Annotated in this window: 17 protein-coding genes and 1 pseudogene; 13 read left to right on the forward strand and 5 right to left on the reverse strand. The window is 62.0% G+C overall.

What is annotated here, in order from left to right:
• Nucleotides 1–116: 116 nt before the first annotated feature.
• Nucleotides 117–554, forward strand: coding sequence for a carboxymuconolactone decarboxylase family protein (locus tag NL123_RS13220; protein WP_248487981.1), 438 nt, complete (start codon nucleotides 117–119; stop codon nucleotides 552–554).
• 3 nt (nucleotides 555–557) lie between these two features.
• On the opposite strand, the gene NL123_RS13225 is transcribed toward NL123_RS13220, so the two are convergent.
• Complete coding sequence (locus tag NL123_RS13225) at nucleotides 558–2,726, reverse strand: TonB-dependent siderophore receptor (RefSeq protein WP_248487982.1); 2,169 nt, start codon at nucleotides 2,724–2,726, stop codon at nucleotides 558–560.
• A 192-nt stretch (nucleotides 2,727–2,918) separates the two neighbouring features.
• Between NL123_RS13225 and NL123_RS13230 the strand changes: the two genes are divergently transcribed.
• On the forward strand, nucleotides 2,919–3,698 hold the full coding sequence (locus tag NL123_RS13230) for an acetoin reductase (protein WP_248487983.1): 780 nt from the start codon (nucleotides 2,919–2,921) through the stop codon (nucleotides 3,696–3,698).
• 130 nt (nucleotides 3,699–3,828) lie between these two features.
• Here NL123_RS13230 and NL123_RS13235 read toward each other — a convergent pair whose 3' ends face one another.
• The gene (locus NL123_RS13235) at nucleotides 3,829–5,691 is read right to left on the reverse strand and encodes a sigma-54-dependent Fis family transcriptional regulator (RefSeq protein ID WP_248487984.1); all 1,863 of its coding nucleotides are present in this window, start codon (nucleotides 5,689–5,691) and stop codon (nucleotides 3,829–3,831) included.
• Nucleotides 5,692–5,989: 298 nt separating this feature from the next.
• Between NL123_RS13235 and NL123_RS13240 the strand changes: the two genes are divergently transcribed.
• Genes NL123_RS13240 through NL123_RS13250 form a run of 3 tightly spaced genes read left to right on the forward strand, consistent with a single transcriptional unit; the run spans nucleotide 5,990 to nucleotide 9,115 of the window.
• Entirely contained in the window at nucleotides 5,990–6,970 is a 981-nt protein-coding gene (locus NL123_RS13240) for a thiamine pyrophosphate-dependent dehydrogenase E1 component subunit alpha (protein ID WP_494357968.1), read from the forward strand.
• Nucleotides 6,971–6,995: 25 nt separating this feature from the next.
• Nucleotides 6,996–8,015, forward strand: coding sequence for an alpha-ketoacid dehydrogenase subunit beta (locus tag NL123_RS13245; protein WP_248487986.1), 1,020 nt, complete (start codon nucleotides 6,996–6,998; stop codon nucleotides 8,013–8,015).
• Entirely contained in the window at nucleotides 8,012–9,115 is a 1,104-nt protein-coding gene (locus NL123_RS13250) for an acetoin dehydrogenase dihydrolipoyllysine-residue acetyltransferase subunit (RefSeq protein ID WP_494357969.1), read from the forward strand. Before NL123_RS13245 ends, NL123_RS13250 begins: the two co-directional genes overlap by 4 nt.
• 54 nt (nucleotides 9,116–9,169) lie before the next feature.
• Here the strand turns inward: NL123_RS13250 and NL123_RS13255 are convergent, their stop codons facing one another.
• On the reverse strand, nucleotides 9,170–10,057 hold the full coding sequence (locus tag NL123_RS13255) for a helix-turn-helix domain-containing protein (protein WP_248487988.1): 888 nt from the start codon (nucleotides 10,055–10,057) through the stop codon (nucleotides 9,170–9,172).
• Between the two features lie 139 nt (nucleotides 10,058–10,196).
• Between NL123_RS13255 and NL123_RS13260 the strand changes: the two genes are divergently transcribed.
• The 6 genes and pseudogenes from NL123_RS13260 (at nucleotide 10,197) to NL123_RS13285 (ending at nucleotide 15,442) form a co-directional block, all read left to right on the forward strand.
• Nucleotides 10,197–11,555 carry a glutamine synthetase family protein gene (locus NL123_RS13260; RefSeq protein ID WP_248487989.1) on the forward strand — a complete coding sequence of 453 codons (1,359 nt, stop codon included), beginning with the start codon at nucleotides 10,197–10,199 and terminating at the stop codon, nucleotides 11,553–11,555.
• Nucleotides 11,556–11,578: 23 nt separating this feature from the next.
• Nucleotides 11,579–12,667 (forward strand): polyamine ABC transporter substrate-binding protein, encoded by a 1,089-nt coding sequence (locus tag NL123_RS13265; RefSeq protein ID WP_494357970.1) that lies wholly within the window; start codon nucleotides 11,579–11,581, stop codon nucleotides 12,665–12,667.
• Entirely contained in the window at nucleotides 12,664–13,959 is a 1,296-nt protein-coding gene (locus NL123_RS13270) for an NAD(P)/FAD-dependent oxidoreductase (RefSeq protein WP_494357971.1), read from the forward strand. The genes NL123_RS13265 and NL123_RS13270 overlap by 4 nt, the downstream gene beginning before the upstream one ends.
• Nucleotides 13,960–14,046: 87 nt before the next feature.
• Nucleotides 14,047–14,181, forward strand: a pseudogene (locus tag NL123_RS13275) (aldo/keto reductase); the annotation flags it as partial.
• Between the two features lie 17 nt (nucleotides 14,182–14,198).
• Complete coding sequence (locus NL123_RS13280; protein WP_494357972.1) at nucleotides 14,199–14,996, forward strand: SDR family NAD(P)-dependent oxidoreductase; 798 nt, start codon at nucleotides 14,199–14,201, stop codon at nucleotides 14,994–14,996.
• Between the two features lie 29 nt (nucleotides 14,997–15,025).
• Entirely contained in the window at nucleotides 15,026–15,442 is a 417-nt protein-coding gene (locus NL123_RS13285) for an SRPBCC family protein (protein ID WP_248487995.1), read from the forward strand.
• Between the two features lie 55 nt (nucleotides 15,443–15,497).
• On the opposite strand, the gene NL123_RS13290 is transcribed toward NL123_RS13285, so the two are convergent.
• Nucleotides 15,498–16,892 (reverse strand): sensor histidine kinase, encoded by a 1,395-nt coding sequence (locus NL123_RS13290; protein WP_248487996.1) that lies wholly within the window; start codon nucleotides 16,890–16,892, stop codon nucleotides 15,498–15,500.
• On the reverse strand, nucleotides 16,870–17,553 hold the full coding sequence (locus tag NL123_RS13295) for a response regulator transcription factor (protein WP_010564812.1): 684 nt from the start codon (nucleotides 17,551–17,553) through the stop codon (nucleotides 16,870–16,872). The genes NL123_RS13290 and NL123_RS13295 overlap by 23 nt, the downstream gene beginning before the upstream one ends.
• A 298-nt stretch (nucleotides 17,554–17,851) precedes the next feature.
• Between NL123_RS13295 and NL123_RS13300 the strand changes: the two genes are divergently transcribed.
• On the forward strand, nucleotides 17,852–18,757 hold the full coding sequence (locus tag NL123_RS13300; RefSeq protein WP_058425745.1) for a hypothetical protein: 906 nt from the start codon (nucleotides 17,852–17,854) through the stop codon (nucleotides 18,755–18,757).
• A gap of 249 nt (nucleotides 18,758–19,006) precedes the next feature.
• A complete protein-coding gene (locus tag NL123_RS13305) occupies nucleotides 19,007–19,864 on the forward strand; it encodes a hypothetical protein (RefSeq protein ID WP_494357973.1) in 858 nt (285 codons plus the stop codon).
• Nucleotides 19,865–19,934 lie beyond the last annotated feature (70 nt).

The raw sequence follows: 19,934 nt of genomic DNA on the forward strand, positions 1-19,934 counted from the left end.
TAACGGATATGTACTCACAAAAATTGGTCACCCATTCTTACCCCAAATTGGCTATTCCTCCCCCAAGGCCCGATGACTAACCTAGCCATCAATCCCCACCGCCTTGGAGCATCACCATGCAAACCCGTACCGATTTCTACACCGCCTCCCCAGACGCCATGAAAGCCATGCTCGCCCTGGAAGCCGCCGTCGGCAAACTGTCCATCGAACTACCGTTGCTGGAACTGATACGCCTGCGCGTCTCGCAGATCAACGGCTGTGCCTTCTGCCTCGACATGCACACCGCCGACGCCCGCAAAGGCGGCGAGACCGAACGCCGCCTGTACACCGTGTCGGCCTGGCGTGAAACGCCGTTCTTCACCCCGCGTGAACGCGCCGCGCTGGCCTGGGCCGAAAGCCTGACCCTGATCAGCCATACCCACGCACCGGATGAAGACTTCAACGCACTGGCCGCCGAGTTCAGCCCCCAGGAACAGGTCGACCTGAGTGTGGCCATCGCCACCATCAACAGCTGGAACCGCCTGGCCGTGGGTTTTCGCAAGATGCCTAAGTAAGCCTCAGAAGTTGACCGAGGCACTCAGGCGCGCCGTCAATGGCGCGCCCTGGAACAGGTAGTCATCGCCCATGTACTCGCCCGCGTCGCGCCAGTAGCGCTTGTCGAACAGGTTGTCGACGCTCAGGCGGAACACCGTCTCATAGCCGTCCACTTGGGTGGTATAGCGGCTGCCCACATTCACCACCGCGTAGTCCCCCACTTCCACATTGCCGCTGCGGTTGGCGTACTTCTTGGCGCTGTATTGCACTCCGCCCAATACCGCCAGGCCGTTCACCCACGGCAACGCATAATCGGCATACACACTGGCGCGCAACTTGGGCACGTTGATCGCCTGGTGGCCTTCGTAGTCCGGCGTGCCGCTGCCGGTCACCCGTGCGCGAATCGCCGCCACGCTGGTTGCGATCTGCAGGCGTTCGGTGGCCCAGCCGTTGGCCGACAATTCCAGCCCGGTGTTCTTTTGCTCGCCCTGTTGCACGTAGTCGAATTTACCGGTGCCATCCGGCTTGGCGTACTGGTAGGCCTGGCGGGTCTGGAATACAGCGGCGGCGAAGCTGATGCGGCGCCAATCGTATTTCACCCCAGCTTCGATTTGGCGTGAGGTGGTCGGGGCGAGCGTTTCGTCGGCGTTGTTGGCGAACCACGGCGCGGTGCCGCCCAGGGACAGGCCTTTGCTGTAGCTGGTATAGAGCGAGATGTTCTCGACAGGTTTGTAGATCAACGAGGCCTGGGGCAGGAACACGTACTGCTGGGTATGACGGGCCTGGTTGCCGGTGACGCTGTCGAAGGCCTTTTCATCCAGGCGCACTTCACGACCGCCGAGGATGGTTTGCCATTGCTCGTTGAGACGGATGCGGTCTGTAACGAACAGGCCGTACTGACGGCTGTCGAGGTTGCGGTGGCTGTCGTTCAACGGCTTGTCAGTCGGGGTAAACGTAGGGGCGTCCACGTCGATGTTGGTGGTGCCGATGTATTCATTGACGGATTTGCGCTTGTCGATCACCCGGCGGAACGCACTGGTGCCAAAGGTCAGTTCATGGCCCAGGCCGGCGGTGTCGAACAGCCCGGTCATGGCCGCCTGCACTTCGTCGTCACGGCGGGTGTCGTCAGGGCTGCGGTAGTCGTAGACATCGTAGTTGCCTTCGGGGCTGAAGTAGTTTGGCACGCTCGAGGTGCAACTGGTCGAGCCATAGCAGCCCCAGGCAAACGAGCTGTAATCGTCGATCACCACCTTGCTGCGCGCCGCACTCACGCTGCCTTTCCACTGGTCGTTGAAACGGTATTCAAACTTGCCGTTGAGGTTCAGCGAATCAATGCCCACCTGCCTGGACCCACTCTGATGCCCCAGCAGTTTCTTCGGCGAGGCACCGTGTGGCACCTCGGTGCCGCCCAGCAACTGGTAGCCCGGCACCGAGCGTTGCTGCTTGTTCTGGTATTCGGCATCCAGTTGCAACACGGCGTCGGGGCTGATGTTCCAGTCGAAGGCCAGGGATACAAAATCGCGCTGGCCGTTGGCGTGCTCCACGTAGGAATCAAGGTTTTCGTGGGCCACGTTGGCGCGCAGGCCGAATTGTTGCTCGCTGCCGAACCAGCCGCCGACGTCGGTGGCGATATAACCGCTGCCACGATCGTCGGTGGAGATGGTCACCGAGCGCACGTCTTCCGGGCGCTTGGTCACGTAGTTGATCACGCCGCTGGGCTCGGAGATGCCACTTTGCAGGCCGGCCAGGCCCTTGAGCACTTCGACCTGCTGCTTGTTCTCCAGCGCGACGTTCTGCTCGCCGGTGATGGTGCGCCCGTTGATCTTGTAGCTGCTCGCCGCATTCAGCGAAAAGCCGCGCACCACGAAGTTCTCGTAGTAGCCGATGGGCGCATAGCTGTCGCCCACCGAGGCGTCGTTGCGCAGCACTTCACTGAGCAGGCGCGCTTGCTGGTCCTTGATCAGTGCGGCGTTGATCACCGTGATCGAGGCCGGGGTGTCGAGCAGCGGTGCCTCATCGAAGCCGCCCACCGAAGCGGTTTCGCTGCGGTAGCCGGATTCATCCTGGCCCTGGCCCTGGACCTTCACTGCCGGCAGTTCAAGGTCAGCCGCCAGGCTGTGACCGATGCCGCCGCTGAGCAGCAAACCGAGGGCGAAACGTGAGGTGACGACGGGACGAAAACGCAAAACCATGGGGGCAGGGCCTTAAAGCGCGGGCGGGGGGCGCATAAGCTAGGCATAAGTGCGCAGTTTTACAAGTTCGCGAGAATGATTCGCGGCTTGAGACATCCCGTCTCACACCACACGCCAATCCATCCGCGCCTCGACAGCCCGCCGGGCACCTGCGATAGACAAGGCTTCCCTCATCAATTGCAGGAGAACGCCATGAGTATTGCTGGAAAAGTCGCGCTGGTGACCGGCGCCGGGCAGGGCATTGGCCGGGCCATTGCCCTGCGCCTGGCACAGGACGGTGCCGATATCGCGCTGGTGGACATCAATGGCGCCAAGCTTGAAGCCGTGGCCGCCGAAGTCGTCGCGCTGGGCCGCAAGGCCTCGGTGTTCGTCGCTGACGTGTCCAAGCGCGAACAGGTGGCGGCGGCGGTGGAGCATGCGCACCAGACCCTGGGTAGTTTCGACATCATCGTCAACAACGCCGGGGTGGCGCAGATCGATTCGCTGTTGGACGTCAGCCCGGAACAGGTCGAGCGCACCCTGGGCATCAACGTGCAGGGCGTGTTGTGGGGCATCCAGGCCGCCGGCAAGAAATTCAAGGCGCTCAAGCAGAAGGGCAAGATCATCAACGCCTGCTCCATCGCCGGCCATGAAGGTTTTGCGCTTCTGGGAGTGTACTCGGCCACCAAGTTTGCCGTGCGTGCCTTGACGCAGGCGGCGGCCAAGGAACTGGCGAGCGCCGGGATTACCGTCAATGCCTACTGTCCGGGTGTGGTGGGCACCGATATGTGGGTCGAGATCGACAAGCGCATGGCCGAGATCACCGGTGCCGAAGTCGGTGCGACCTACAAGAAATACGTGGATGGCATCGCCTTGGGCCGGGCGCAGACGCCGGAGGATGTGGCGGGGCTGGTCGCGTACCTGGCCGGGCCGGATGCGGACTACATGACCGGGCAATCGCCGCTGATCGACGGGGGCCTTGTCTACCGCTGACATCTCAGATGTACCCAGTCCAATGTGGGAGGGGGCTTGCCCCCGATAGCAGTGTGTCAGCCACTGGAAGTATTAGCTGGTCCACCGCCATCGGGGGCAAGCCCCCTCCCACAGTGTTGACCCCGTTGTATCAGCGGGTTTTGTTCGGCATGTCGATGCCCAGTTGGTTGACGCGGCGGTACAGGGTCGCCCTTGAGATCCCCAGCGCCTGCGCGGTCGGTATCGGCTTCCAGCGATGCCGAATCAGCGCATCCAGCACCACCTGGCGCTCCGGGCTCGCACGATCTTCCGTCAATGCTTCAACCTGTTCCCCACGCACCTCCACCGGCAAATCCGCCACCTGCACCGTACCGCCCTCACACACCGCACAGGCATACGCCAGCACATGCCGCAGTTGCCGCACATTGCCCGGCCACGCGTACCCCAACAGCAACTCCAGCGCAGCCTGGCCGATTCCCACCGTGATGCCGCTGTTGCGCGCTTCCTGTTCCAGCAAGCGGTTGATCAGCGCCAGTTTGTCAGTGCGTTCGCGCAACGGCGGCAGGCAGAAGCGCGCGCAGCCGAGGCGAAAGTACAGGTCCTCGCGAAAGCTGCCCTCACTGACCAACACCGACAAATCGCGGTGGCTGGCGCAGATCACCTGGATATCGACGGTGCGGGTTTTCGCCGCGCCCAGCGGCGCCACTTCACCTTCGGCCATCACCCGCAGCAGGCGCGTCTGCAAGGCCAGGGGCATGTCGCCGATTTCATCGAGGAACACGGTGCCGCCATCGGCCTGCACCAGCAACCCCGGCATGCCTTTGCTGGCGGCGCCGGTGAAGGCGCCAGCCACATAGCCGAACAGCTCGCTCTCAATCAGGTTTTCCGGAATCGCCGCGCAGTTCACCGCCACGAACGGCCCACTGCGTCGGGCGCTGCGTTCGTGCAACTGGCGGGCGAAGACTTCCTTGCCGGCGCCGGTTTCGCCTTGCACCAGTACCGGCAGGTTGCGGTCCTTGACCCGCACGGCCAGGCGCAGGTGTTCCTCCACACGGGCATCCACCAAGGGCACCATGGGCGCCCGCGCCGGTTTGCGTCGCGGCGCGTTGACCCGCACGTGCAGCGCACCCGGTTCTCCCAGCCACTGCAGTTGCTGGGTGGACTGGTCGGTGACGGCGCGCAAGGCGTTCAGGTCGAACACCTCACCGATATGTGCCGGCACCTGGCCAAAGCGCCGGCGCAAGGCCTGGCGCGCCTTGCTGTTCAAGGCCCGCAGACGGCCGTCCTGGTCCCAGGCCAGCAGCAGGTCGGGCTGGCTGTCCACATAACCCGGCGTGCTGTGCGCTTGCAACACCCAGTGCTGGCGGGCGCTGTGCATGAAGAAGGCGTTCTCGATGGCCTCGGCACTCTGCGCCACCAACTGGCGTATCAGGTGCTGGCTGCGGCGGTCATCTGGCGATTTGAGCGCCGAGGCATCCATCACTCCCAGCAGGTTGCCCTGGGGGTCGAAGATCGGCGCGGCGGAGCAGGTCAGGCCGATGAAGGCTGCACGGAAGTGGTCGCGCTTGTGCACCGTCACCGCCGATTGACTGGTGAGCACGGTGGCCACGCCGCAGGTGCCTTCTTCGGCTTCCGACCAGCAGGTGCCGAGGTACAGGCCGGCCTTGCGGCAGTCGCTGCGGATCGAGGTGTCCACGCGGTGGTCGATGGTCTGGCCCTGGGCATCGGTGAGCATCACGCAGTAGTCGGCCTGGCGCACACGGTGATGCAGTTGCCCGACGGCTTCGCCGGCAATGCGCATGAACAGTTCGGCGCGTTCGCGGCATTCCTTGAGCAAGGGTTCGCTGAGGATGCGTGGCCCCTGCAGGGAGCCGGGGTCCAGGTGGTGTTGCTCCATGGAGCGCCGCCATGAATCGAAGATCAGCGACGGCACCGGCGCCTGGGGCAGACGATCAGCATTGCGGACCACGCGACTGACGCAGTCGACGTGCTCCCTGGAGTTCGCGGCGAGCATAAGGCCTCCGGTTCTCGATCTTTGTTGTTATGCCCGCCATTAAGCGCGCATGCGTCGGGTGGGACAAGCGCGGCCTGACCAACCGCCCGGCATGAGACGCAGCGTCTCAAACCGGCTGAGACGCCGCCTTCGAGTTGCAATGCCGCGTCTCATTCTGCGACGCCGGCCTGCTTGCGACAACCGCTCTGGATCAAGGTTATGCCAGGTTTTTTACGGCCTTGGCACAGGCTGTGCTGAAGGCCTTGTAGCTGACCACGATCAGCCTTTTGTGTGCCGAGACAACCTGGAGAACAACAAGATGTCCACTCACCTGTCCACCGATCAACTGCTGCATGCCTATACCGTGATGCGCACCATCCGTGATTTCGAAGAACGCCTGCACGTGGAATTCGCCACCGGCGAGATCCCCGGTTTCGTGCACCTCTACGCCGGTCAGGAAGCCAGTGCCGCCGGAGTCATGGCCCACCTCAACGATGAAGACTGCATCGCCTCCAACCACCGTGGCCACGGCCATTGCATCGCCAAGGGCGTGGATGTGTTCGGCATGATGGCCGAGATCTACGGCAAGAAAACCGGTGTGTGTGGCGGTAAAGGCGGCTCCATGCACATTGCCGACCAGGAGAAGGGCATGCTCGGCGCCAACGGTATTGTCGGCGCGGGTGCGCCGTTGGCCGCCGGTGCGGCGCTGGCGGCCAGACTCAAGGGTAGCCAGGGCGTGGCCGTGGCGTTCTTTGGCGATGGCGGCTCCAACGAGGGCGCGGTGTTCGAGGCGATGAACCTGGCCTCGATCATGAAACTGCCGTGCCTGTTCGTCGCGGAAAACAACGGCTATGCCGAGGCCACCGGGTCTGGTTGGTCGGTGGCGTGCAAGGACATCGCCGAGCGTGCCGTGGGGTTTGGCATGCCGGGGATGATCGTCGATGGCAATGATTTCTTCGCCGTGTACGCGGCGCTTGGTGTTGCCGTGGAGCGTGCGCGCAAGGGCTACGGGCCAACCTTGGTCGAAGTGAAATTGAGCCGCTTCTACGGCCATTTCGAAGGCGATGCACAAACCTATCGTGGCCCCGATGAAGTGAAAAACCTGCGGGAAAACGCCGACTGCCTGGCGCTGTTCCGCCAGCGTTGCAGCGCCGAAGGCTGGCTGGACGCGGCGCAATTCGAGCGCATCGATGGCGAGGTCGCACAGCTTATTGACGACGCCGTGCGCCGCGCCAAGTCCGACCCCAAGCCCCAGGCCGCCGACCTGCTCAGCGATGTCTACGTCGCCTACCACTCATAACAACAACATTCGTGGAGAGAACTTTATGGCTCGCAAAATCAGCTACCAGCAGGCAATCAACGAAGCCCTGGCCCAGGAAATGCGCCGCGACCAGAGTGTGTTCATCATCGGCCAGGACGTGTCCGGCGGCACGGGTTCCCCTGGCGAACAGGACGCCTGGGGCGGGGTGCTCGGCGTGACCAAGGGCCTGTATCCGGAGTTTCCCGACCGCGTGCTCGATGCGCCGCTGTCCGAAGTCGGCTACGTGGGCATGGCCGTCGGCGCCGCCACCCGTGGCATGCGCCCGGTGTGCGAATTGATGTTCGTCGACTTCATCGGCTGCTGCCTCGACCAGTTGCTCAACCAGGCCGCCAAGTTCCGCTACATGTTCGGCGGCAAGACCACCACACCGCTGGTGGTACGCGCCATGTACGGCGCCGGGCTGCGGGCGGCCGCCCAGCATTCGCAGATGCTCACGTCGATGTGGACCCACATACCCGGCCTCAAAGTGGTGTGCCCGGCCACGCCCTATGACGCCAAGGGCATGTTGATCCAGGCGATCCGCGACAACGACCCGGTGATCTTCCTCGAACACAAGATGCTCTACAGCCTGCAAGGCGAGGTGCCCGAAGAGCTGTACACCGTGCCCTTTGGTGAAGCCAATTTTGTCCGCGAGGGCAAGGACGTGACCCTGGTGACGTACGGACGCATGCTGCACATCGCCCTGGAAGCCGCCACCAGCCTGGCGCGCCAAGGCATCGATTGCGAAGTGCTGGACCTGCGCACCACCAGTCCGTTGGACGTCGACAGCATCCTTGAAAGCGTGGAAAAGACCGGGCGCCTGGTGGTGATCGACGAGTCAAACCCACGCTGCTCCATTGCCACCGATATCAGTGCGCTGGTCGCCCAGCAGGGCTTTTCTTTCCTGCGCGCGCCAATCGAAATGGTCACCGCGCCGCACACGCCGGTGCCGTTCTCCGATGCGCTGGAAGACCTGTATATCCCCAACGCCGCAAAGATCGAAGCCGCGGTGCTGCGAATCGCCAACAAGAGGAGCGCCGCATGATCCATACCTTGACCATGCCCAAGTGGGGGCTGTCGATGACCGAGGGGCGCATCGATATCTGGCTCAAGCAACCCGGCGACCGGGTGGAGAAGGGCGAGGAAGTGCTGGACGTGGAGACTGACAAACTCTCCAGCAGTGTGGAGGCACCGTTCAGTGGCGTGCTGCGCCGCGTGCTTGCACTGAGTGACGAGACCCGGCCGGTGGGCGCGTTGCTGGGCATCGTGGTGGAAGGCGAGGCCAGCGAAGCAGAGATCGATGCGGTGATCGAACGCTTCAATGCCGGTTTTGTTTCCAGCAGTGCCGAAACCGAAGCGTCGGGACCGAGTGCGCAGAAGGTCGAGATAGACGGGCGCCTGTTGCGCTATCTCGAGCTGGGCGAGGCGGGGACGCCGTTGGTGCTGATTCACGGATTCGGTGGCGACCTGAACAACTGGCTGTTCAACCAACCGGCATTGGCCGTCGAGCGCCGGGTGATCGCCCTGGACCTGCCGGGGCATGGCGAGTCGGGCAAGCAACTGCGCAGCGGCGATGTCGAGGAACTGAGCCAGGCGGTGCTGGCTTTGCTTGATCACCTCAAGTTCGACCGCGTGCACCTGGCCGGGCATTCCATGGGCGGGCTGGTCGCACTGACCGTGGCCGACCAGGCGCCCGCGCGTGTTGCCTCATTAACCCTGATCGCCAGCGCCGGTCTCGGCCCGGATATCAACGGTGATTACTTGCAAGGGTTCACCGAAGCCAACAACCGCAATGCGCTCAAGCCGCAATTGACCCAACTGTTCAGCGACCCGGCGCTGGTGACGCGGCAGATGCTGGAGGACATGCTCAAGTTCAAGCGGTTGGAAGGGGTGGCGCAGGCTTTGAGGCAACTCAATGCCCAGTTGTTCGAGGGAGGGCGCCAACGTCTGGATCTGCGCAAGGTGGTGGGGCAGCAACCGAGTCTGGTGATCTGGGGTAGCGACGACGCAATCATCCCCGTCAGTCACGCCGAGGGGTTGGACGCCCAAGTGCAGATTCTGCCGGGGCAGGGGCATATGGTGCAGTTGGAGGCGGCGGAACGGGTCAACCAACTGATGGCCGCCTTCCTCAAATCCCAACCTTGAAATGCAGCCCAATGTGGGAGGGGGCAAGCCCCCTCCCACCATTTGGATTGGATTTCAAACGGAACGCTTCAGGGTCTCGCTCGGCAACTCCTTGAACAACGCCCGATAGCTATTGGAAAACCGCCCCAGATGCCAGAACGACCAGTTCATCGCCACCTCGGCCACGGTGGTCCCGGCTGAACTCAGCAGCTCCCGCCGTGCCCCATTCAATCTGCGCAAGCGCAGCCACTGCGCCGGGCTCATCCCGGTGTAGGTCTTGAACCCTTGCTGCAACTGGCGCAATGGCACGCCGGCAATCTGCGCCAGTTCCAGCAGGTTGACGGTCTCGTCCGGCGCGTCCGCTGCCCATTCGCCGATGCGCGCCATCAGCCGGCGTTCCTCGCTGCGGCGCTGCAAGGAACTGCGGTCCAGGCACACGCAGGCGTTGTCGAGGATGAACAGGCAATCGTCGAGCAATTGCTGGATAAGCGCGGCGGGGTCGCTGATCGTGGACAAGCGTGTCAGCGTGCCACTCAGCCAGCGGGCGAACAACGCGTTCTGCTGGCCGGTCAGCGGTGCCATGAACAAACCTTCCAGCTTCGCCACCTCCAACCCATGCCGCTGCACGAACTGCGGGCCGAACACCACCGCCACTTCACGGTAGTTTTCCGGGGTGATCCAGGTGTTGCGGCTTTCGCCATTGAGCAGGTACAGCGCGTTGTCGCTGCCGTCGAAACAGAACGCCAAGGAACCGGCGGGCGCGTTGAAGTGCTGCTCGACACGGGTGTTCATGCACTCTTCGTACACCTCCACGCCTTGCAGGTCGAGGTAGCGGATGCGCCCGGCGAAATGCCCCGGGGACATCTGCTGGTACTGCTGCACCCAGCCGGGTGTCGCACTGCATTGAGCGGCCACATCACCGGTGGTGAAGGCCTGTACGCGCAAAGCGGTTGCCTGTGTCATGGGGAGCCTGGGCGCACTCTATTGGTGCGTTGTGGTGCGTGCAAAGTGGATAGATGCCGGCGGGCGGCGGCCTCAAGATAGACCTCAATGCGCCAGGAGTACAAGCCGGCGCATGCACCCAACCCATGCCGAGGTCCTTATGAACGCCCCCTTCGATCAGCTGTCCGCCTGGCTGAAAGAACACAAGATTACCGAAGTCGAATGCGTGATCAGTGATTTGACTGGCATCGCCCGCGGCAAGATTGCGCCCACCAACAAGTTCTTGCATGAGCGAGGCATGCGCCTGCCGGAAAGTGTGTTGCTGCAAACGGTAACCGGGGACTTTGTCGACGACGAGATCTACTACGACCTGCTCGACCCGGCCGATATCGACATGGTCTGTCGCCCGGTGTCCCACGCCACTTATGTGGTGCCGTGGGCCATCGAGCCCACCGCAATCGTGATCCACGACACCTTCGACAAACAGGGCAACCCCATCGAGCTGTCACCGCGCAATGTGCTGAAAAAAGTCCTGCAGCTCTACACCGACAAGGGCTGGCAGCCGATTGTCGCGCCGGAAATGGAGTTCTACCTGACCCAGCGTTGCGAAGACCCGGACCTGCCGCTGAAAACCCCGGTGGGCCGCTCCGGCCGCGCCGAGACCGGGCGGCAGTCGTTCTCCATCGACGCCGCCAACGAGTTCGACCCGCTGTTCGAAGACGTCTACGACTGGTGCGAAGCCCAGGGCCTGGACCTTGACACGCTGATCCACGAGGACGGCCCGGCGCAGATGGAAATCAACTTCCGCCATGGCGATGCCCTCGACCTGGCCGACCAGATCACCGTGTTCAAACGCACCCTGCGCGAGGCCGCGCTCAAGCACAACGTGGCCGCGACCTTCATGGCCAAGCCGGTGGCCGACGAGCCAGGCAGCGCCATGCACCTGCACCAGAGCGTGGTGGAGATCGCCACCGGCAAACCGGTGTTCGTCGATGCCGACGGCAACAAGAGCCAGTTGTTCCTGCACCATATCGGCGGCCTGCAGAAGTACATCCCCAAGCTGCTGCCGATGTTCGCGCCCAATGTGAACTCGTTCCGCCGCTTCCTGCCGGACACCTCAGCGCCGGTCAACGTCGAGTGGGGCGAAGAAAACCGCACCGTCGGCCTGCGCGTGCCCACCTCCAGCCCCGACGCCATGCGCGTGGAAAACCGCCTGCCCGGCGCCGATGCCAATCCGTACCTGGCGATTGCGGCTAGTCTGCTGTGTGGCTACCTGGGCATGGTCGAGCAGATCGAACCCAGCGCACCAGTGGAAGGCCGTGCCTACGAGCGTCGTAACCTGCGCCTGCCGTTCACCCTCGAAGATGCGCTGGCACGCATGGAGGACTGCGACACGGTCAAGCAGTACCTGGGCGACAAGTTCGTGCGCGGCTACGTCGCGGTCAAGCGCGCCGAGCACGAGAATTTCAAGCGGGTGATCAGTTCCTGGGAGCGTGAGTTCCTGCTGTTGAGCGTCTAAAAAACCAATAAAGGGGTGTCGATATGCGTCTTGTAAAACAGCTTCTCCCACTGGCCCTGGTGGCCGCGTTCAGCGCTACCGGCCAGGCGGCGTCGACAGTCAGTATCTACAACTGGACCGACTATATCGGCGAGACCACCCTGGCCGACTTCCAGGCCAAGACTGGGATCAAGCCGATCTACGACGTGTTCGACTCCAACGAGACCCTGGAAGGCAAGTTGCTCGCCGGCCGCACCGGCTATGACGTGGTGGTGCCGTCCAACCACTTCCTGGCGCGGCAAGTGAAGGCCGGTGCGTTCCTCAAGCTCGACCGCGCGCAGTTGCCCAACTTCAAGAACCTCGACCCCAAGCTGCTCGCGCTGCTGGAGAAAAACGATCCGGGTAACGCGCATTCGGTGCCGTACCTGTGGGGCACCAATGGCATCGGCTACAACGTCGACAAGGTCAAGCAGGTGCTGGGCATCGACCACATCGATTCATGGGCGGTGCTGTTCGAACCGGAGAACATCAAGAAGCTCAACCAGTGCGGCGTGGCCTTCCTCGATTCGGCAGATGAGCTGTTCCCGGCGATCCTCAACTACATGGGCAAGGACCCGCGCAGCGAGAACCCGCAGGACTACAAGCAGGCCGAGGCCAAGCTGCTGACGTTGCGGCCGTACATCACCTACTTCCATTCCTCCAAGTACATCTCGGACCTGGCCAACGGTGATATCTGCGTGGCGTTCGGGTATTCCGGCGACGTGTTCCAGGCCGCCAACCGCGCCAGGGAGGCCAAGAACGGCGTGAACATCGCCTATTCGATTCCCAAGGAAGGTTCCAACCTGTGGTTCGACCTGCTGGCGATTCCCGCCGATGCGAGCAACCCCAAGGAAGCTCATGCGTTTATCAATTACCTGCTCGATCCTGAGGTGATCGCCAAGGTCAGCGCCTCGGTGGGCTATGCCAACGCCAACCCGGCGGCCAAGGCGTTCATGGACCCTGAGTTGGTGAACAACCCCGAGGTATACCCGCCGCAGGCGGTGCTCGACAAACTCTATATTTCCACCACGCCGACCCCGGCGACCATGCGCCTGATGACCCGCGCCTGGAGCAAAGTGAAGACCAACAAATGATGCAGTCGACTGACCACGCCCGGTCCTACTACCGGGCCACGGCCAACGCCCTGACGGAGCGCCCCGCATTGGGCGCCGACTTGAGCGCCGATGTGTGCGTGATCGGCGGCGGGTTCACTGGCGTGAATACCGCCATCGAACTGGCCCAGCGCGGGCTCTCGGTGATCCTGCTGGAAGCCCGGCGCATCGGCTGGGGCGCCAGCGGGCGCAACGGCGGGCAGTTGATTCGCGGTATCGGCCATGACGTGTCGGGATTTGCCAAATACGTGGGCGAGGAGGGCGTGCGTTACCTGGAGCGCGCCGGTATCGAGTCGGTGGCCTTGGTGGGCGAGCGCATTCGCGAGCATGGGATTGACTGCGACCTGCGCTGGGGCTTTTGTGAATTGGCGAACACGCCCGCGCAATTCGCCGCGTTCAAGGGCGAGCAGGCGCACCTGGCGGAGCTGGGGTATGCCCATGAAACCCGCCTGGTCGGCGCGCAAGATATGCAGCACGTGGTCGGATCGACGGTGTATGCCGGGGGACTGGTGGACATGGGTTCCGGGCACTTGCACCCGCTGAACCTGGTACTGGGTGAAGCGCAGTTGGCCGAGTCTCTTGGAGTGCGGATCTTCGAGCACACCGAGGTGCTTGAACTGATCCACGGCGACACGGTGCAAGTGCGCTGCTCAGGCGGCACGGTACGCGCCGACCACCTGGTGCTGGCCTGCAATGCCCATCTGGAGGAACTGGAACCGCGCCTGAGCGGCAAGGTGCTCCCGGCGGGCAGCTACATCATCGCCACCGAGCCGTTGTCGGAAGATGTGGCCAACCAGTTGATCCCGCAGAACCTGGCGCTGTGCGACCAGAAAGTCGGCCTGGATTACTACCGATTGTCCGCTGACCGCCGCCTGTTATTCGGCGGCGCCTGTCATTACTCCGGCCGCGATCCGGTGGACATCGCCGCTTATATGCAGCCGAAAATGCTCAAGGTGTTCCCGCAACTGGCCCAGACCACCATTGAGTTTCAGTGGGGCGGCAAGATCGGTATTACCGCCAACCGCTTTCCGCAGGTGGGGCGGCTCAAGCAGTACCCCAATGTGTTTTACGCCCAGGGGTACTCCGGGCATGGGCTGAACGTGACGCACTGGTGCGCGAGGTTGCTGGCTGAGGGGATTCACGCCGGTCACAGTGTCGGCCTGGATATTTTCAGCCAGGTGCCGCATATGACCTTTCCGGGCGGGAAGGCATTGCGGTCACCGCTGTTGGCGTTGGGGATGATGTGGTTTCGGTTGAAGGAACTGATGGGGTGATCAGACTGTGGGCTTGGTCAGCACCTTCCTGAAGATCTCCGCAGTCTAGAATTTGCTCAACGGCCACAGCGATCCTTTGCACCTTTGGTGATTCCCGGTGCCAGTCGTCCGGGGCGGATTGCCGAAGACGTTGCGGCGTTGTCTGAACAGATCCCGGCAGCCTTCTGGCAGGCCCTGCGTGAGGCCCGACTGATTTCGGACCGTGCGCCCCTGCCGCTTTAACTTCAGGAGTTCTCAGCATGAAAATCGATGTAAGCGGCAAAGTAGCGATTGTCAGCGGCAGCACCGCCGGCATAGGCCTGGGCATCAGCCTGGCGCTTGCAGCCTCCGGCGCCACCGTGGTGGTGATCGGGCGTGAAGCCGGCAAGGTCGACGATGCACTGGCGAGTATCCGTCAGGCTGTCCCAGGCGCAGACCTGCGTGGGCTGGTGGCTGACCTTGGCACCGCAGAGGGCGCAGAGAAACTCTTCGCCGCCGAACCGCGTGCCGACATCCTGGTCAACAATCTGGGCATCTTCAACGATGTGGATTTTTTCGATGCCCCGGACAGCGAATGGACGCGCTTCTATGAGGTCAATGTGATCTCCGGTGTACGCCTGGCGCGGCATTATGTGCCGGGCATGGTCGGGCAGGGCTGGGGACGGGTGATCTTCGTGTCGTCGGAATCCGGCGTGGCCACCCCGGCGGACATGATCAATTACGGTGTGACCAAAAGCGCCAATTTGGCGGTGTCCCATGGCCTGGCCAAGCGCCTGGCGGGCACGGGAGTGACGGTGAACGCCGTGCTGCCCGGCCCGACCTTTACCGACGGCCTGGAGCAGATGCTCAAGGACGCCACACAAAAATCCGGGCGCAGCGCGCGGGATGAGGCGGACGTGTTTGTGCGCAATGCGCGGCCGACATCAATCATCCAGCGCGCGGCAAATGTGGATGAAGTCGCCAACCTGGTGGCGTACATTGCTTCACCGCTTTCTTCTGCGACAACCGGTGCCGCATTGCGCGTCGACGGTGGTGTTGTCGACAGCATGGCGATCTGAATTGTTTTTCATTTTCTGGAGTATTTATCGTGGCAACAGCCTCTTCTGTGATTGAAATCCCGGTGTCGGCCGATCAGGTCTGGCAATTGGTCGGCGGCTTCAACAGCCTGCCGGACTGGTTGCCGTTGATTGTCAAAAGCGAGCCAAGCGATGGTGGCCGTGTGCGTCACCTGCAAACGGCGGACGGCGCAGTGATCGTCGAGCGTTTGCAGAGCTTTGATAACGTCGGACGTACCTACAGCTACACCATCGAGCAGTCGCCGTTTCCGGTGAGTGCGTATCTGGCGACGTTGCAGGTTGAGGCGCTGACGGACGCTTCGGCGAAAGTGACCTGGTCCGGTGTGTTTACACCAGTGGCGGGGACTACGGATGCGGCGGTTGAGGAGCTGTTTGCCGGTGTCTACAGCGGTGGTCTTGAGGCCCTACGCGCCAACTTCCCGGCCTGATCCAGTCCAATGTGGGAGGGGGCAAGCCCCCTCTCACATTGGGACGCCCATGTTCTCAGGCCTCGGGCATCAGTTGCTGGCGGCACTCCAGAACCAATCTGGCACCGCCTTGCTCACTCGTACCCACGTCCAACTTGAAGCCATGCAAGTTGATGATCGCCGCCACAATCGACAAGCCCAATCCAAACCCACCTTGCTGGTCGCTTTCATCCACGCGATAGAAACGCTGGAACACCGCATCCCGCTCTGCCGCCGGTATGCCTGGCCCGGAGTCGTGCACTTCAATGCGCGTGCTGCCCGCATCGTTGACCCCGCGCAGAATCACCGCGCCGCCCGGGGGGGAGAACTTGATGGAGTTGCTCAGCAGGTTGGCCAGGGCTTCGAACAACAGGGCGCGGTCGCCGGTGATCCATGGCAGGGACTCCGGGGTTTCGAGCTTCAGTTGCAGTTCACCTTCTTCGGCCAGGGGCAGGTAGAAGTCGTGCAACTCGCGCAGTAGCGGCAGCGGGTCCATGACCAGGAAACCGGAGCGGCGCTGATGGTCCTCCAGCTCGGAGATGCGTAACAGCCCGCGAAAGCGCGCCATCAGGGTGTCGGTTTCGGCAATCGCATCGTCGAGTTTCACCGCGTAGTCGGACTCGGCCTCCGCCTCCTGCTTGATGCGATACAGCTGCGCACGCAGGCGCGTCAGCGGGGTGCGCAGGTCGTGGGCGATGTTGTCGCACACGCCCTTGACCTCGTTCATCAGCTTCTCGATGCGGTCGAGCATGGCGTTGACGATGGCCGCGAGCATGTCCAGTTCGTCACGCCGGTTGGACAGCGGCAGGCGGTGGGTGAGGTCGCCGGCGACGATGGCTTCGGCGCTGGCCTGGATCCCACGGATACGCCGCAACGGGCGGCGGCGCAGCAAGTGCCAGCCGGCCGCGCCGGGAATAATCGTCAGGGACAATGCCCAGAGCAGGGCATGCCAGATGATCCGGGTCACGCCGAACAGCGAACCGTTGGCCCGCACCAGCACCAGCCAACGGCCGTCTTCGGTGTGGGTGGCTACGGCGTCGCAGCTGTCTTTAGGCAGTTTGGGGTCGTCGGACTCGACGCAATTGGCCAGGGCGTGGATCTTGCCGTCCAGCGGCAGGTCCGGCGGGATCGCACGAATCGGCCCGCTCAAGGGGCGGAATTGTTCATCGAACAGGCCGTAGGCATCCACGCCCTTCATGTCGAAGGTCATGCTGGTGGTCAGGGCCTCCACCAGTTCCTCGCCGTCGAAGCGCTGGAACAGGTGCTGGCGCTGCATCAGGGAGTGGCGCGACAGGTCGCCCAGGTAACCGGACACCTCGTAATACAGCACCCCCATGAGGATGCAGCTCCAGGCCACGAACAGCGAGCTGTACAGCGCCAGCAGGCGACTGCTGGAGGAGCGCCAGCCTTTAGAGGGGTTCAGCAATGACATAACCGGAGCCTCGTACCGTGCGGATCAGCGGCGTGAGGCCCGGTGGGTCGATCTTTTTGCGCAGACGGCCGATGTGCACGTCGATCAGGTTGGTGCCGGGGTCGAAGTGATAGCCCCAGACTTCCTCGAAGATCATCATCCGCGACAGGATCTGCCCGGTGTTGCGCATCAGGAACTCCAGCAGTTTGTATTCGGTGGGCAGCAGGCTCAGGGGTTGATCGGCGCGGCTGGCTTCGCGGCTGATCAGGTTTAGCTCCAGGTCGGCCACACGCAGGGCGGTTTCGAATTCCTTGACCGTACTTTTGCGTCGCAGCAACACCTCGACGCGGGCGGCCATTTCATCCGAGGCGAACGGCTTGGTGAGGTAGTCATCACCGCCGGCACGCAGGCCACGCACGCGTTCGTCAACGTCGGAGAGGGCGCTGATCATCAGGATCGGCGTGGAAACGCCGATGGTGCGCAGGGTCGTCACGATGGCCAGGCCATCGAGTTCCGGCAGCATGCGGTCGAGGGTGATCAGGTCGTAATCGCCGCTCACGGCGCGGACCAGGCCTTCGCGGCCGTTGTCTACCCAATCTACATCCAGTCCATGGCTACTCAGCTCGGCGACGATCTCGCGGGCCGTTACGGCGTCATCCTCGATGGTCAAAATACGGGTCATAGGATTACCTGGTGAGCGATTCACACTAGAAGTGGGAGCATTTTGCCAAGAAACGGCTGAATGCTTCCTAAATAAAACTTCATGTTGGCAAAACTGACACAGATTTCATCGCCTGCCGGGGAATGCATAACGCCCGCTTCAAACGGCCATTTCTTGCAAGTTGCATGGATCAGGTTAGTTCAATTTACTTAATTCATTGAAATCTAAGGATTTTATTTTTTGTCCAGGCTGGCATGGTGCCTGCACTGTCCCTTTTGAGACCTGTAACACTATTTTTCTGCCTTGGAGCAAAACAACAATGATCACATCCTCATCCACGCTGCAAGAGTCGAGCGCGCTCTCCGGGGTTTCCTGGGGGGCGATTTTTGCCGGGGCCGCCGCCGCGGCTGCGCTGTCGCTGATCCTGGTGCTGCTGGGCTTCGGCCTGGGCTTTTCGGCAGTGTCGCCGTGGGCCGATAGCGGTATCAGTGCCAAGGGCTTGGGTATTTCCACGATTGTTTGGCTGGCCTTTACCCAGATCGTTGCATCCGGCCTGGGCGGTTATATCGCCGGCCGGTTGCGCGTGAAGTGGGCCAATATGCATGGCGATGAGGTGTACTTTCGCGACACCGCCCATGGCTTCCTGGCCTGGGCCGTTGCCACGCTGGTCACTGCGGTATTGGTGGTCGGTTCGGTCAGCAGTGTGGTCAGCGGTGGCGTGAAAGCCGGTGCCAGCGTTGCAGCCGGTGCGGCCAGCGGTATCACCCAAGCCGCCGGCAGTGCCGCCAAAGGTGCCAACAGCGGCGATTTCGATTACTACGTTGACAGCCTGTTCCGTGATGATCGCCCGGTCGCCGTCAGCGATGACGCCGCCCATGGCGTGGTGGCCCGCATCTTCACCCGCACCCTGAGCAACGACGGCCAGCTTGCACCTGAAGACCGTGCCTACCTGGCCCAGTTGATCAGCCAGCGCACCAACCTCAGCCAGGCGGATGCCGAAGCGCGCATCGACAAAGTCTACGGCGACGCCCGTAAAGCGGTGGAAGACGCCAAGCTCAAAGCCAAGCAAGCTGCGGAAACCGCCGCAAAAGTGGCTGCGTATACCTCGCTGTGGACCTTCGTCGCCCTGTTGATCGGTGCGTTCTTCGCCAGCCTCGCCGCCACCTTCGGCGGTCGCCGCCGCGATGCCGTGGTGTATGTCGAAACCGAACACTTCGTTCGTTAATCAATTCAAGGAGAACAACATGCGCTCATTACTGCTCTGGTTCCTCGGTGTGCCTATCCCGGTGATCATCCTGATTGCGATCTTCATGCACTGATCCTCGCTCAGGTTTCTCAAGGCCGCGTCTGTTTCCACAGGCGCGGCTTTTTTTGTCTTACGGGTACGAAGGCTTATACCTGTCAAGTTTGACAGTATCGCCGGGCTCTGAAAGTGCCTAGTTTGTTTAAGTCCCAACTCACTGAGAGCACGGTCATGAATCAAACTACCGGCACATTGACGGCAACTGTCGTCAACCCACAAGTCATTCCACCGAACCAACCGTTTATTGGCGATCCCGGTGAAATGCTGATGTACCGATCAGGTGGATATATACACATTGCGGCAACGCAAAGGTTGGGACCCACGGTCAATGATTTCAACGGTTTCAATTTTCGTATACCGAACATCATTGCGGGCAGTGGGTCGCACACCTTCGTGCTTGGCGTTACTGCTCGGGGTATCTATTGGGCTCATGAGCTTGGTGGTGTCACGCCGTACACGGCTGTAAATGGCAGTCTCACTGTTTCATTGGACCAGAAGGACACGTTGACGGGGACGTTCAACTTCCCGGGAGAAAACGGCAGCCAACACATCAGTGTCAGTCAGGGCCAGATCGACCTGGCGGGCTTTATTACCCAGCCAGTACCGGTACGGCTGCCAACGGTTACAGGTACAGGCTATATGCGAGGAGACGTCGTAGGAGGGCCTTTGCCAAACCAGAACTTTGACGCGGCAGTTGTCAGCCTCAGGGAAGTCGATGGCGGCGGCATCAGCAAGAACTACTTTGAAATCATTGGCAGGCAGTACAACGAGTTAGGAATTCAGAACTATGTTGCCATCTTGCTGGACGTTGACCAGACGGCGCTTACCTACGTGTTAGGGAGTAACCGTGAAGCCCGAGCTCTTTTCGCGGTGATGGACTCCTTTGGGTTTGCGTATGCCATCAGAGGGTCGTTGAACTTCACCTCTCTACCTGCCAGCGGTCGCGCAGCCGGCAGCCTCGACTGCATGGTGCAGAAGAATCAGGAGCCACCCTTCCATGTCAATGTTGTGTTCGATATCACAGCTTAGGTTCAGCCAGCGGACCTGATGGGGTAACGGCCAACGTCTCACGCAATTGTTAATAGCGGCTTAACCCGTG

Source organism: Pseudomonas sp. FBCC-B1565, assembly GCF_059133265.1.